Origin of the sequence: Paenibacillus sp. FSL H3-0302, assembly GCF_037982245.1 — a bacterium.
Classification (GTDB): Bacteria; Bacillota; Bacilli; order Paenibacillales; family Paenibacillaceae; genus Paenibacillus_AQ; species Paenibacillus_AQ odorifer.
In genome coordinates this window covers 6,165,517-6,179,472 of the sequence record NZ_CP150284.1, presented here as the reverse complement: position 1 = coordinate 6,179,472, position 13,956 = coordinate 6,165,517, and the positions used below count along the sequence as shown (strand labels likewise).

The 13,956-nt window shown below is 41.8% G+C and carries 10 protein-coding genes and 1 riboswitch; of the genes, 8 read left to right on the top strand and 2 right to left on the bottom strand.

Translation table 11 applies throughout. The features are described 5' to 3' along the window. Positions 1 to 31 precede the first annotated feature (31 nt). Entirely contained in the window at positions 32 to 532 is a 501-nt protein-coding gene (locus MHH50_RS27400; RefSeq protein ID WP_076309000.1) for a hypothetical protein, read from the top strand. A 30-nt stretch (positions 533 to 562) separates the two neighbouring features. Further along, positions 563 to 1,087, top strand: coding sequence for a hypothetical protein (locus MHH50_RS27395; RefSeq protein WP_340033715.1), 525 nt, complete (start codon positions 563 to 565; stop codon positions 1,085 to 1,087). 41 nt (positions 1,088 to 1,128) lie between these two features. Here the strand turns inward: MHH50_RS27395 and MHH50_RS27390 are convergent, their stop codons facing one another. Further along, positions 1,129 to 1,962: an AraC family transcriptional regulator gene (locus MHH50_RS27390; protein WP_076308998.1), complete on the bottom strand. Its 834-nt coding sequence runs from the start codon at positions 1,960 to 1,962 to the stop codon at positions 1,129 to 1,131. 170 nt (positions 1,963 to 2,132) lie between these two features. On the opposite strand from MHH50_RS27390, the gene MHH50_RS27385 reads away from it, so the two are divergent. From MHH50_RS27385 to MHH50_RS27370, 4 genes are all read left to right on the top strand, one after another. Further along, positions 2,133 to 4,184 carry a beta-galactosidase gene (locus tag MHH50_RS27385; RefSeq protein WP_076310320.1) on the top strand — a complete coding sequence of 684 codons (2,052 nt, stop codon included), beginning with the start codon at positions 2,133 to 2,135 and terminating at the stop codon, positions 4,182 to 4,184. A 71-nt stretch (positions 4,185 to 4,255) separates the two neighbouring features. Continuing rightward, positions 4,256 to 4,368: riboswitch (TPP riboswitch) on the top strand. A gap of 100 nt (positions 4,369 to 4,468) precedes the next feature. Next, complete coding sequence (gene thiC, locus MHH50_RS27380; RefSeq protein ID WP_340033714.1) at positions 4,469 to 6,211, top strand: phosphomethylpyrimidine synthase ThiC; 1,743 nt, start codon at positions 4,469 to 4,471, stop codon at positions 6,209 to 6,211. Between the two features lie 85 nt (positions 6,212 to 6,296). Further along, positions 6,297 to 7,283 (top strand): phosphotransferase, encoded by a 987-nt coding sequence (locus MHH50_RS27375; protein ID WP_076308995.1) that lies wholly within the window; start codon positions 6,297 to 6,299, stop codon positions 7,281 to 7,283. A 253-nt stretch (positions 7,284 to 7,536) separates the two neighbouring features. Continuing rightward, positions 7,537 to 11,082, top strand: a complete 3,546-nt coding sequence (locus MHH50_RS27370) for an alpha-amylase family glycosyl hydrolase (RefSeq protein ID WP_340033713.1) — start codon at positions 7,537 to 7,539, stop codon at positions 11,080 to 11,082. Positions 11,083 to 11,173: 91 nt separating this feature from the next. Here the strand turns inward: MHH50_RS27370 and MHH50_RS27365 are convergent, their stop codons facing one another. Further along, positions 11,174 to 12,097 (bottom strand): phosphotransferase, encoded by a 924-nt coding sequence (locus tag MHH50_RS27365; protein ID WP_340033711.1) that lies wholly within the window; start codon positions 12,095 to 12,097, stop codon positions 11,174 to 11,176. A 154-nt stretch (positions 12,098 to 12,251) separates the two neighbouring features. On the opposite strand from MHH50_RS27365, the gene MHH50_RS27360 reads away from it, so the two are divergent. Both MHH50_RS27360 and ahpC read left to right on the top strand, forming a co-directional pair. Further along, entirely contained in the window at positions 12,252 to 13,133 is an 882-nt protein-coding gene (locus MHH50_RS27360; protein ID WP_076282688.1) for an aminoglycoside phosphotransferase family protein, read from the top strand. Positions 13,134 to 13,382: 249 nt separating this feature from the next. After that, a complete protein-coding gene (gene ahpC, locus MHH50_RS27355; RefSeq protein WP_036681373.1) occupies positions 13,383 to 13,946 on the top strand; it encodes an alkyl hydroperoxide reductase subunit C in 564 nt (187 codons plus the stop codon). Positions 13,947 to 13,956: the final 10 nt, after the last annotated feature.

The following is a 13,956-nucleotide window of genomic DNA, read 5'->3' as shown; positions in this document are numbered from 1 at the left end:
GAGATAATAAACACTCCAAGGAGAGGAACCTATGAACAAATTAAGGGCAATCATAGTTCCGTTATTCTTAATCTTTTTATTTGGATGTAGTAAGGAGCAAATTAGCGATAATTCAAAAAAAGAATATAGCAAAGCTGAACAATTTATTACCGATATGGGCTATCTGATCATTAGTAATGAAGGAATTGTTTCTGAATATTTATTAGATAAAAAACTGCTGACGGAAATGCCATACATACAATATTGGAGTGTTCAAAGTGTTGATCCAATCGATTATATAGGCAAGGAAATAACTACAAGTAAGTTCATCGTTAAAAACCACCCCTTAGATAATGAGAAGGATAATACAAAAAAACAAACCCTGATTTTTCTGCAAGAAGCAGACGATGAAGTGATAGGAGGCTATAGTTTTCCTGATTTCGCTGAATTACATATGGGCTGGGTTTATACCATTGATGGGAATACACTCGAAGAATTGACCGGAGAAGCTTTCCCGAAATGGTCTAAGGAGTGGAATTTAAGATATAAATAATGGCTGGGGAGTATTTATAAAGGAGCAGATATGAAAAAACTAATCCTAGTGCTTGTAGCTGTGGTTATTATTTTGAATGCGATATGGAGTTATTTATATTTCAATAAAGAGGTCGAAACAAATTTAAACACTGGTGTTCAAGTATATACACTTAAGGGTACAGGGGATACATGGGATGTTTTAGATTACAAAATAATAATTTCATCTAATAAAATTTTACGGGGACATGGGAAGTTAGTGTTCAAGGGAGACCCAAGCGCTTTAGTGAATAGTAGCTATTATAAGTATGAAGTCAATGAAAAAAACAATAATAATAAGGATGAAACAGTTCTTGTAAATGAAGCTAGGTCAACGGATGGACCCGTTTCAATATTAAGTAACACTGATATCGCGTCTATAACAGGTCCGTATTCGTATGACGAATTAAATAAAAATAGACAAAATTATGAAAATACCACTTTATCTATTACATGGAATGATAATGAAGGGGAGATTCATTCCGAAACAATAAGTTTAGATATTGAGAGTGAAATTTCTCTTAAGGATGATCTTTAAGGGTGATAAATCCAAGAGACTAAGATTGAATCGAAGATCCTCTACGCCCCAAAAGCCTGCCGGTACTTCACAGGAGACATGCCTTCAAACCTTCTGAACACTTTAATGAAATAGCTGGACTGGGCAAAACCGGACTGAGTAGCAACCTGAGCAATGGAGAGTCCTGTGGAAACTAGTAAAAGCTTGGCTTTAGCCAGCCGACAATCGGTTAAATAACGATTAGGTGTTTTACCCATAACCACCCGGAACAGCCTTAGAAAATGATAGCTGCTGTACCCGGTCAATCTTGCCATCGATTCCAGAGACCAAGGGCTGGCACATTCGACATGAATGATATCTGCAGCACTGCGGATGGACTGCCTAACCTCGTGCGGTACTGAGCCGTGAAGCGGCTCGGAGTTCTGCAGCAAGTTTACTAGAAGCTCATACAGCAGAGCAGATAGTCTTGGCTCGCTACGGGTCACGTAGGAAGCGCTTAGTAGGTACATTTCCTCGAATAGCTCGTCCAGCTTAGCATCCAAATCAAAAGTGAACAGGTATGCACGAGACTGGTCCACTTCTTCTAATAAGGGAAGGACAATTTCAGTGTTAAAATGAACCCAGCGGACATCCCAAGGCTCGCCTGGGTCAGAGCCGTATTGCTGATAAGCCCCTTTAGGGTACAGAAAACCTCGTCCTCTACTCATCGGAATACGTTCGCCCTCATGGAATACATAACCCTCCCCATCAAAGATCAAATGCAGGTTATAACTCCCCAGAAAACCTTCGCTTCTTCTCTCTGTATGTTGTGGAAAGTGAGTGTAATGTCCCAAAAATTCAGGATAACAGACATATTTTGAAAAAGCCGGTGTCGGCAAATACCATTGTTTCTTCATGTTTGGCAGCACCCGTTTCTGTAGCGCAACAGAGCGCAAGTTGGATTAAGGCAATGAACGCAAGATTGTTATATGATAGCAATATTTTGTTATATAAGACCTCTTATCATTGATACTACAATAGAATTATAAAATATTGAAAGCATATTTTTAATACTTTGGAGGTAATGATGAAGAAACCTGTCGCAACTGAAAAATTCGAGCTTGGCGTCTGTTATTATCCGGAGCACTGGCCAGAAAACATGTGGGAGGACGATTATCGCCGGATGCGTGAACTCGGCTTTACGATCATTCGGATGGGGGAGTTTGCTTGGTCTATTTTTGAACCGGCAGAAGGGCAGTTTCAGTTCGGGCTCTTTGATCGGGCGATTGATCTAGCACATAAATATGGTCTTCAGGTTGTACTTGGTACTCCGACGGCGACGCCTCCAGCTTGGTTGACTGATAAGTATCCCGAAGTTTTAAATGTTACCTACGAAGGTGTTACACTTCAGCATGGCATGCGCCGTCATTATAATTACAGCAGTCCTAAATACCGGGAACTGTGTGCACGTATTGCAGAACAAATGGCTGAACATTACGGCAATCATCCGGGTGTAGTTGGCTGGCAAATTGATAATGAGCTCAACTGTGAGATCAGTGAATTTTATTCGGAGAGTGACCATAAGGCTTTCCGGGAATGGCTACAGCAGAAATATGTTACACTTGAGCATTTGAACGAGGCTTGGGGAGCTGTTTTTTGGAATCAAAGCTATAGTGACTGGTCTCAGGTCTATCTTCCACGTCCGACTCCAGTACCGAAGCAACCCAATCCTCATCAGGCATTGGATGAAAAACGGTTTATTTCGGACAATACAAATTCTTTTGCCAAAAACCAAGCGGATATCATCCGTAAACTTGCCCCTAAGCAGTGGGTAACCACGAACGGTCTGTTCGGGCATCTCGATAGCCATGAAATGACGGATGAACTGTTGGATTTCTTCAGCTATGATTCCTATCCTCAGTTCTCTACTATTTTTTATGACCCGAATGAGCGGAATCCGCTGAATGATAGAGGCTGGGGACTGTCGTTATCTGTTGTTCGTTCGATATCCCCGAATTTCTGCATTATGGAGCAGCAGTCGGGCCCGGGTGGCTGGGTGAACCGGATGGATATGCCTTCTCCAAAGCCCGGGCAGATGCGGTTATGGACCTATCAGTCGATCGCTCATGGAGCAGATATGGTGTTATATTTCCGCTGGCGGACAGCTACGATGGGCAATGAAATTTATTGGCATGGAATCAATGACTATCATAATCAGCCTAACCGGAGAGTGCGGGAAGCGGGGCAGATCGGTCAGGAGCTGGCAGCAGCAGGTCATGCGTTTGTCGGTACTCGTAATCAGGCTAACATTGCTATTGTTCGTGATTATGACAATGAGTGGGATGGAGAATACGATGTTTGGCATGGCCCGTTTATGTGGAAGAGCAATAAGGAGTGGTACAAGGCGCTTCAGCGGAAGCATATCCCGAATGACGTACTCTATTTACGCAAAAAAACAACGCTGGAGGAGCTTGCAAGGTACGACGTGCTTATCTATCCTCACCCAGCGATTATGACAGATGAGACAGCAGCACTGCTGGATGAATATGTTCAGCAAGGCGGCAAACTGATCTTCGGCTGTAGAACCGGCTATAAGGATGAGCGCGGACAATGTTATATGCGTCCTTTCCCAGGTGCTGCTAAGGATCTATGCGGGATCACAGTTGAAGAATTCACAATGGTTAAGGGCAGTCGTCAGCCAACAACAATTAGCTGGTCGGGCGTGACCGAAGTCGTTACAGGAGCAGATGACTTTAATGATATTCTCAAAATAGAGGAAGCTTCGGTTGAAGTGATGGCGGTCTACGCCTCTGATTATTATGCGGGAAAACCGGCGGTAACTAGAAATCGTCGCGGCAAGGGTGAGGTTTGGTATTACGGAGCCGTATTTAATGAACAGGCAGCGGCTGAGATCATAAATTTAATTGATCTACAATCACCAGCAGATTGGCTGGAGCTCCCAGAAGAGGTAGAACTGCAAGTCCGTACCGGAGCTTCTTCCAGTTATGCTTTTTTGCTTAATTATAGTGAGACTCCTGTCACGATCCATCTTCATGAGACCAAAACAGATTTACTGAGCGGCACAACATTGTCGGGCGAGGTGCTTCTGGAAGGATTTGGGGTATTGGTGTTAAACTAACGTATACATTGATCTCACATTTGAGTAGATTTGGATAATTTTCTCTTTTCGGTTATACTTTGAAGTAGCAATTATATAGTCACGGGAGCTTGGTGGGACCAGGCTGAGAGGATAGTTATAACTATCGACCGTCAAACCTGATCTGGATAATGCCAGCGGAGGAAATGGAGTTCTATTTCTATTTGTCTACTCTAAGGCCGCATCTTATACAGATGTGGCCTTTTCTATTTGTGGGGGAGTAGACCGTCTCCGCTTGATCAAATCACCTTATAGGAGGAATTGAGATGACAAGCGAATTGAACAACGATCCAATCAATCTATCAGCTTTTCCAGCAAGTCAAAAAGTGTATGTAAAGGGTTCACGGCCTGATATTCAGGTGCCTATGCGGGAGATCTCACTTAGTCCAACTGCGGGCATAGACGGCGAAGAGGAGAATGCCCCAATTCATGTCTATGACACAAGCGGGGCTTACACGGATGCTAATATTCATACTGATATTCGTCAGGGGTTAGAGCCCAATCGTCTAAGCTGGATTGAGGAACGAGGGGATGCGGAAGCGTACGAAGGAAGAACCATGAAGCCTGAAGATAACGGGAATGCAACGGGAAAAGCTGTGGCGGAAGTGTTTCCAGCGCTCCATAGAAAACCTTTGCGAGCGAAAAAGGGGCGTAATGTCTCTCAAATGCATTATGCACGCAAAGGGATTATTACTTCGGAAATGGAATACGTTGCGATTCGTGAGAATGTGGCACCGGAATTTGTAAGAGATGAAGTAGCCCGCGGCCGCGCCATCATTCCAGCGAATATCAATCATCCAGAGAGTGAACCAATGATTATTGGACGCAATTTTTTAGTGAAGATCAATGCCAATATAGGAAATTCCGCAGTATCCTCATCCATAGAGGAAGAGGTAGAGAAGATGAGATGGGCCACCCGCTGGGGTGCAGATAATATAATGGATCTCTCAACAGGTAAAAACATTCATACGACACGCGAGTGGATCATCCGTAATTCTCCTGTTCCTATTGGAACGGTGCCTATCTATCAAGCGTTGGAAAAAGTGAATGGGAAAGCGGAAGATTTAACGTGGGAAGTATACCGTGATACGCTCATTGAGCAAGCGGAGCAAGGGGTTGATTATTTTACCATTCATGCGGGGGTTCTGCTTCGTTATATCCCGTTGACTGCACAACGTATGACAGGCATTGTTTCAAGAGGTGGCTCCATCATGGCGGCATGGTGTCTTGCGCATCATCAAGAGAACTTTTTATATACACATTTTGAAGAGATATGTGAAATCATGAAGCTGTACGATGTTTCTTTTTCCCTAGGCGATGGATTACGTCCGGGTTCGATTGCTGATGCGAATGATGAAGCACAATTTGCCGAGTTAGAGACGTTAGGTGAATTAACAGCTATAGCTTGGAGTCATGATGTACAGGTGATGGTAGAGGGTCCAGGACATGTGCCGATGCACTTGATTAAAGAGAATATGGATAAGCAACTTGAAACTTGTAACGAAGCCCCTTTTTATACATTAGGTCCACTGACTACAGATATTGCGCCTGGTTATGATCATATTACCTCTGCTATAGGTGCAGCGATGATTGGTTGGTTCGGTACAGCTATGTTATGTTACGTAACTCCGAAGGAACATCTTGGCCTGCCTAATAAGGAAGATGTACGTATAGGGGTCATTACTTATAAAATAGCGGCTCATGCCGCAGATTTGGCGAAAGGGCATAAAGGAGCACAAGACCGGGATAATGCTCTTTCGAAAGCCCGTTTTGAATTTCGTTGGCGTGATCAATTTCATTTATCGTTAGATCCTGAGCGAGCGCTCGAATATCATGATGAGACATTGCCTGCGGAAGGCGCTAAAACAGCTCATTTCTGTTCCATGTGCGGGCCGAAATTTTGCAGTATGAAGATCTCTCATAATATCCGGAATACGACGGGAATTGAATCAGGAATGCAAGAGAAGGCGCAAGAGTTTCTCCAAGGCGGGAGCCTTATTTATAGATAACTTTTTCTGCTAAAAAGAAATATCTAAAAGAAGTCGTCATTGGCGGCTTCTTCTTTTATACTTTGAATAGATAGGAGTTGATGAATTGGAAGCGATTCGTTCAGAGGAAGCCATTTTAGAGGATTTAAGTAATAGTTTCTATCATTTTTTTGGATTGAAAGTCCTTCATGCTACCCCAATAAAACGTGGCTGGTTAAATCTTAAATGGAAAATCATAACGGATTCAGGACCATTTCTACTTAAACAATACAACAAAAAAAGATATAAATTGTATAACCCAGAAGAGCTGAGCTTCGCCTTTTCTCAACAGAAAAGATTGTATCTACAGGGACTCCCATGTCCCGAATTGTTGGCTTATAACCATAAAGTTTTACTGGAATCAGATATGGGAGAGACGTTTATGGTTATGGAATATTGTGAAGGGCGTGTCATAGAGCCGGGCAAAATTAACATCCTTCAAATGTTTGATTTGGGTCGTGCCACAGGTAAAATGCATCGTTTATTAAATGATGGGACCCTTAGTTTGAAAAGAACCCCACAATTTATTCCCCAAAGCCCTGAGGAACGTTTAGAACATTGGAATGTACTCCTACAACAATCAAAGGAAATGGGCAAAACTTCACTCATCACTGACCTAGAGATACAACTGAGAGCGACTGAAGAAATAGATCCGGAAATATTCGAAGGACTTGTAGCTGGATGGGCACATCGTGATTTATGGGTTGATAATCTTTTATTTCAAGATAGCCAATTGTCTGCAATTCTAGATTTTGATCGGTTCAAATATGATTATCCGCAGCTTGATGTAGCGCGAGCAGTGATGTCATGTGCTTTAGATGAAGATTTAGATGGAGCACTAGCTTCAGCATTTATTGACGGATATCGTGAGGAACGAACGGTGGAGCAGGGGTATTTAACAAAATCATTGCAGTTGTTGTGGTATATGGAAAGCCCGTGGTGGATTAATGCCGCGATGGACAAACATAGTGTACCTCCAAAACGTTTTGCAAAAGAAATGAATTGGCTGGCTAAGAACCTGAACAATTTACCTGCTATCTTAGGGAACTTATAGTGAAAACGATTGAATTATAGCCTAAAAGATGCATTGACCAGCAAAAGTTTGGCGCCTATAATCTTAACAAGGAAAATTCATCAGATATTGAACCGTTTGTAAACGCATACAATGAGTTTTTTCCTTATTATTCATTGAAGGAGGAGATTAAAACTATTAAGTATTTCTTTTTTTCTCATTTTTGCAAACGTTTGCACATCACGATGGGCTTAAAATCGTAAGCTGCACTTAAAATTATGAGGAGGTTATTTACTTGGTATCCAAACAATCCAGGCGTTATATTTCGTGGTTAATTATTTTTTCACTCATTTTTAGTTTATTTGGTTTATCGGGTGGAGCATCGGCCAGCAATACGGATCATACAGTCACCTATACCAATCCTACAGCGGCAGCTGTGACCTTACATTGGACTACGAATAACTGGGCTAATACTACGGACACGGTGATGACCAAAAATGGAACCACGTTCATCGCCAACCTCAATGTTCAGGAAGGCGCCACCCTAATTTATTGTTATCACATCACGGCTCCAACGGATAGTTGGGACAATAACGGCGGGAAGAACTGGACGGTTGTTATTCCGGTCGCCGGGAAATACGAAGCAGAGAGTGCATCCCTGTCTGGTGGTGCAAAAGTAAATACGAATCACACCGGATATTCGGGCACTGGTTTTGTTGATGGATATACAACTACAGGAGCAGCCACCACTTTTAACGTCCAGGCTTCCGCAGCAGGGTCCTATAATGCCACGCTTCACTATGCTAATGCATCCGGCAGTGCTAAAAAAGTGTCCATTTATGTCAATGGAATAAAGGTTACACAGACAACATTAGCCAACCTGACCAACTGGGATACATGGGCAGACCAAACAGAAACACTCTCTTTACAGGCAGGAAATAACACGCTTGCTTATAAATATGACTCGGATGATAGCGGGAATATTAATATCGACTATGTGACCCTTTCGGCCGGAGCTACACCAACACCAACGATAACTCCTACCTCAACAGTGACACCAACACCTACGGTAACTCCTACCCCAACAGTGACGCCAACACCTACGGTAACTCCTACACCTACGGTAACTCCTACACCAACAGTGACGCCAACACCTACCATAACACCCACACCAACGCCAACAGTGACGCCAACACCTACACCTACTTCAGCGGGGCTAACCGTTCACTTTAAGAAACCAGCAAGCTGGAATGCAGCGATCCGCATCCATTACTGGAATCTGAATCCGGCAACCGTTCCGACTAGTGGAGCATGGCCGGGGATACTGATGAAATCGGACGGGAACGATTGGTATAGCTATACTGTTCCAAATGCTACAGGGGCAAGCCTGATCTTTAATGACGGCAATGGCAAACAGACGGCTGACTTATCTCGCAGCGTAAAAGAGGGCTGGTATAACTCAGATAACGTATGGTATGATGCCAATCCAGACGTTCCTAAGGTTCCGGTGATATCCGTCTCGCCTGTGCCCAAAACCTATGATTCTGCCCAAACGGTGACCCTATCCAGTACAAATAGCGGCGATAAAATTTATTATACGACCGACGGATCAACACCTACGACAACCTCAACGTTGTATACGACTCCAATCCAAGTACCTTCTTCTTTGACTATCAAAGCATTCGGCGTTAACTCTATAGGGCAAGCGGGTAATGTAGGCTCTTTTGCTTATGTGATTGATCTGAATGCCGATTTGCAAGCTCCGATTATCACTGCGAATCTGCCTGTTGGGAATTCGAGCTCAGCGGTTTCCGTATCTTTTAATATAAAAGACAACAAGGCGGCAACAACCACAGCATATTACACAGATAATGGTACGGAACCAACAACGAGTTCAAAAGTCTATATTTCAGGCAATGCACTAACATCTCTTGCGGGACCGTCTATCTTGATTAACAAGACGACAACCTTAAAATTCCTTGTGATCGATGGTGCCGGAAATGAAACCAAACAGAGTTTTGTTTATAACATTGGTAATAAGGGCGATTTTCGTGAAGATACGATTTATTTTGTAATCACTTCCCGGTTTTATGACGGTGATCCGAGTAACAACGAACATGCATGGGAGGATGCCAAGGCAGGAAATCCGGACTCGGATCCAGCTTGGCGAGGGGATTTTAAAGGACTGATTCAAAAGCTCGATTACATTAAAGCACTAGGCTTCAGTGCCATCTGGATTACACCTGTGGTGCAGAATGCCAGCGGTTATGATTATCATGGGTACCATGCAATAAATTTTGCAAAAGTAGATCCAAGATATGAATCCGCAGGGGCATCTTATCAGGATTTGATCAATGCAGCACACGCTAGAGGGATAAAGGTTATTCAAGATATTGTCGTCAATCATACCGGTAATTTTGGAGAAGAAAATCTGTTCCCGATGTTCAAAAAAGATCCAACGGCGGCGGACACCGTGAGTAACATGCTCAAAATTACGGATAAGCTGCCAGCTAACTATGATTCCATGACCCCGGATCAGCAATATCAGGCAAGACTTGCCTTAATGAAGACTGCGGAGACTAACAATAATATTTACCATACGGAAAAAAGTCTTTCTTGGGAGTCTTACACCGTCCAGACAGGACAGATTGCGGGAGACTGTGTGGACTTAAACACAGAGAATCCTCTAGTGAATCAGTATCTAATCGACAGCTATAATCAATATATTGATATGGGTGTGGATGCTTTCCGGGTCGATACTGTAAAGCATGTAAGCCGGTATATTTTTAACAAATATTTTGTGCCGGCATGGAAAACAAGAGGGGGCTCAGACTTCTTTGTCTTTGGGGAAGTGGCTACTCGGTACAGAGATGTGTGGAACAGTGGAATTCCGGCGATATCAACACCATTTTATACTTGGAAAAGCTCAAAACCCTATCCAGGTGACGGTCAAAATGACTACGCTTCCAATAAGCTATCGGTGGAACAAGAGTGGGCAGATAACTCTACTACAGCAGGACAACCTACCTCGAACAATGCTTTTTTAACAGGAAATACTTATCATACGCCTGATTATTCGAAGAAATCGGGTATGGATGTTATTGATTTTCCAATGCACTGGGCTTTCAAAACTGCTCAGGAAGCATTCAGTATGAGAAGCGGTGATCAATTCTATAATGATGCTACCTGGAATGTAACTTATATTGACTCTCATGACTATGCACCTGACCAAGCACCAGAAAATCAAAGATTTGCCGGCACACAGGACACTTGGGCTGAGAATCTCGCGCTGATGTTCACCTTCCGAGGAATACCTGCGATCTATTATGGTTCTGAAATTGAGTTCAAAAAAGGATCAGTCATCGATGTAGGTCCAAATGCGCCGTTAAGTACAACAGGCCGTGCTTACTTTGGCGATCATATTGAGGGTAGTGTTACTGTTCAAGATTACGGTAAATATACCAATGCTACTGGCACACTTGCAGACTCGTTAAATTATCCTCTGGCGAAACATATCAGACAACTTAATTTAATTAGAAGAGCTGTTCCTGCTTTGCAAAAAGGCCAATATTCTACAGAAAATGTATCAGGTGATTTGGCATTTAAAAGAAGATACACTGATAGTAGCAAAGGAATCGATAGCTTTGCTTTGGTTACAATCTCAGGAAATGCAACATTCACTGGAATTCCTAACGGAACTTATGTGGATGCAGTGACTGGTGATACCAAAACCGTTACCAACGGTGTGATCACAATCAACTGCTCCGGTAAAGGAAATGCGCGAGTGTATGTATTGAACGGTAGTGGTGGAATCGGAGAGTCAGGAACCTATTTGAAGTAGAACCTATATAAGTTAACAGAAATAGCCTCAGTTCGGGATGAACCCGTACTGAGGTTGTTTTTATATAGTACAGATTGAAACGTCAGTATTTTTACCCGTGTTTAATGCAAAGTTCTTGCCATTTCATAAGCCAACTATATTGTTCATCGCAGAATTCTTTGGATATACTTTGCAATCCTTGACACTGCACTATTCTTGAGATGATTTGAAAATGTCTGATCGCAATAAAATCGAAAAGAGCCTTAAACTCATTACTACTTATTGTACGTGTTGTACTATAACCCGAATAGAAACGTTCGTACAAACGCATGGTTTGATCATACATCGATTCATTTGAGTGATTAAAATCGGTAGCATCACACATGTATGCAACATCCATACTCGGATAATCACCCGAAGCATCATCGAAGTCCAAAAGAATATATTCACCGCACTCATTTCTGAGCATATTTCCTGTGTGAAGGTCACCGTGACAAAAGCTTTTGGGAAGCCTTGTGATATGTTCCCATAATTCATTGCCGTAATGATTTAGTTCAAGGATTTTTCCTGGGTCAAATTGGAGATCTTGCATATTGGAGATATAACCATCGATGTAATCGAATTTTGTTCTACGGATAAGCTTCTCGGGGTATCGCTCCATTAAGTTATGGAGTTTCCCGATCTGTGTCCCGATGCTCTTCGCCTCGATTTTACCATCGGGTGTTGCTCCCTCGACATAATCGTATAGTATTCCAACGCAGCTGCCAGCCTGACTACTGAGTATAATGTGGCTATCATTCTGTACAGTTCTAATCACAGAAACTGCTGGATATGAGTTAGCTTTTAAATAATCGAGGATGCGAACCGTCTGCAGAGCATCATCCGTTTTAAAGCTACGAAATATTTTGAACATATACTTTTTCTCTTGGTTCTGCAAAAAATACACCCTACCGATCATCTCACGATGAAGGTTGATATTCTCTATATTTATTTGATAGGAGTGTTTAATTTCATTGATAAGGCTATCATATTCCATATACAAAGATCTCCTTCTGATATATATCGAGCTATAAAAAAGTATATTCTCTTTGTACTTTATAACTAATATATAAAGCTTACACATACCATATGTCACTAGAAAATATTTAAGACAACCAAATAATGCTTGTAAATCATGATTGGAGATATTTATGAATACTATAGACGTCGATTTAGTAGCAAGATTAATAAATGAACAATTTCCTGAATGGTCCGATTTAGAGATCAGACCTGTGAAATTCAGTGGGCATGATAATCGGACTTTTCATTTAGGTGAACAGATGAGTGTGCGATTACCAAGTGCAGTCGCTTATGTTCCTCAAGTGGAGAAAGAACAACAATGGTTACCTTTTTTAAAGAAAGGACTGACGTTACCTATTTCAACACCATTAGCGAAAGGGACACCTACCAAAGAATATCCCTGGCCTTGGTCTATTAATAATTGGCTAAAGGGAGAGACTTTATCCCATGAGAACATTAATGATCTCAATCAATTTGCGAGAGACTTGGGAAGCTTTTTAATTGAATTACAGTCTATTGATGCTAGTGGGGGACCTTTAGCCGGAGAGCATAATTTTTATAGAGGTGGGTCCTTAGCTGTATATGATGAGGAATCTAGAAATGCGATTGAGCATAATAAAGATATTTTTAATGAAGGTCTATTGAAAAAGATCTGGGAACTGGCATTAGACTCTGAATGGGAGTCAGAACCAGTTTGGGTTCATGGTGATGTCGCACCTGGAAATATATTAGTCAAAGACGGACAGCTTTGTGCAGTCATTGATTTTGGCATATTAGGGGTGGGTGATCCTGCTTGTGATGCTGCAATGGCGTGGACTTTTTTTGATCAGGCTAGTAGAAGGATCTTTAAAAAGGTATTAAACATGGATGCACAAACGTGGAATAGAGCAAGAGGGTGGGCTTTATGGAAAGCACTGATCACCTATAATGGAAATCGATATTATTCTAACCCAACAGTAGCGGAAGAATCCTTGAATATTATCAATCTAATAGTAGAAGACATCGAATTGTAGAAATTGAACTACATAAAACATGTAAACTAAACCATAATAGTCAATAAGCACGAATGAGCATCAGTCAGATGATAAAGTGTTGTATTTAAATCCGAAAGAAAGGAATTTGTATGAACATTTAGCGACTGACAACGATTATCATATTAGAATTATTATAAATAACTTGACAGGCCTTAATTTGGTTAATTATAATAATTATAAATAGTATCCACTCTATTCATAAATTAAACCCAAAGGAGATTAAACAATATGTCATTAATCGGAACAGAAGTACTACCATTCAAAGCAAGCGCATTTCAAGATGGGAAATTTATCGATGTTACAGAAGAAAACTTCAAAGGTAAATGGAGTGTAGTTTGCTTTTACCCAGCTGACTTCACATTCGTATGCCCAACTGAACTAGAAGATTTGCAGAACCAATATGAAACCCTCAAACAACTAGGTGTTGAAGTATATTCCGTTTCTACTGACACACACTTTACACATAAAGCATGGCATGAAAGCTCCGCAGCAATTGGCAAGGTGAAATACATTATGATCGGCGATCCTTCCCATGTGGTTTCCCGCAACTTTGATGTATTGATCGAAGCTGACGGTCTTGCTGATCGTGGTACATTCATCATTGATCCAGACGGTGTTATTCAAACTGTTGAGATTAATGCTGGTGGTATCGGCCGTGATGCTAGCGCTCTTGTTAACAAAATTAAAGCAGCGCAATATGTACGCAATCATCCAGGTGAAGTTTGCCCAGCGAAATGGTCGGAAGGTGCAGAAACTCTTAAACCAAGTCTCGATCTTGTAGGTAAGATTTAAGGAGCGAAAG

Bases quoted from the DNA above. Each gene is read 5' to 3' on its own strand.
- MHH50_RS27400 (WP_076309000.1), top strand. From the start codon at position 32: ATGAACAAATTAAGGGCAATCATAGTTCCGTTATTCTTAATCTTTTTA.
- MHH50_RS27395 (WP_340033715.1), top strand. From the start codon at position 563: ATGAAAAAACTAATCCTAGTGCTTGTAGCTGTGGTTATTATTTTGAAT.
- MHH50_RS27390 (WP_076308998.1), bottom strand. From the start codon at position 1,962: ATGAAGAAACAATGGTATTTGCCGACACCGGCTTTTTCAAAATATGTC.
- MHH50_RS27385 (WP_076310320.1), top strand. From the start codon at position 2,133: ATGAAGAAACCTGTCGCAACTGAAAAATTCGAGCTTGGCGTCTGTTAT.
- thiC (WP_340033714.1), top strand. From the start codon at position 4,469: ATGACAAGCGAATTGAACAACGATCCAATCAATCTATCAGCTTTTCCA.
- MHH50_RS27365 (WP_340033711.1), bottom strand. From the start codon at position 12,097: ATGGAATATGATAGCCTTATCAATGAAATTAAACACTCCTATCAAATA.
- MHH50_RS27360 (WP_076282688.1), top strand. From the start codon at position 12,252: ATGAATACTATAGACGTCGATTTAGTAGCAAGATTAATAAATGAACAA.
- ahpC (WP_036681373.1), top strand. From the start codon at position 13,383: ATGTCATTAATCGGAACAGAAGTACTACCATTCAAAGCAAGCGCATTT.